Origin of the sequence: Neisseria sp. P0007.S010 (genome assembly GCF_051962875.1) — a bacterium.
GTDB classification, from domain to species: Bacteria; Pseudomonadota; Gammaproteobacteria; order Burkholderiales; family Neisseriaceae; genus Neisseria; species Neisseria subflava_A.
In genome coordinates, this window is record NZ_JBQCUX010000031.1 from 1 (window position 1) to 641 (window position 641).

At 64.0% G+C, this 641-nt stretch carries 1 protein-coding gene; it reads right to left on the reverse strand.

The window, feature by feature from the left end; translation table 11 throughout:
* On the reverse strand, nt 1-641 hold a 641-nt coding region (locus ACTHR7_RS10765; protein WP_440370803.1), incomplete at both ends, for a hemagglutinin repeat-containing protein.

Below are 641 nucleotides of genomic sequence, written 5' to 3' on the forward strand. Positions count from 1 at the left end.
CCGGTTTGGTTTTTGACGGCGTCGGCCACTTTGCCGACGGAATCGGCCAGTTGGTAGGCTTGGGCGCCGGCGGCTAGACCCTGCAGGGCGCGGGTGCGGTCGTCGGCTTTGCTTTTGGCAGCACCTTCGGCAGCGTTGACCAGATCGATCAGCGGTGAGGAGATTTTGGCGAAGGTGCCGATTTTAAGGTCGCGCTCGGACTGGCGGCTGCGGCCGTGGTTATCGGCGGCACGGATGTCGACGCTTTGGGCGCTGATGTCGATATCGCGTGCGGCGGCAACATCGCTGCCGGTTTGGCGGTAGGCGCCGCCGGCGTCGATGCGGACGCCGCCTTTCAGGCTGCCGATTTGGCTGGCGGCCTGCCGGGTTTCCTCGCCCTCGTTCTCGCGGCGGTTTTTCATCCAGCCGCTAAAGTGCTCGGTGTCGGAAATAACGGCACTGCCGATGCCGGAAGAAACTTGGCGCTCGCTCTGGCTTTGGCGGTGTTCGGCGGCGCGGATGTCGATGTCACCGCCGGCTTTAAGCAGCAGGTCGTCTTGGGAGACCAGACTGCTGCCGCTGACGGCGATATTGCCTTTTTCGGCAAGCAGACGGGTTTTACCGCCCACGGACAGGGTGCTGCCGCTGATGCTGCCGATCTC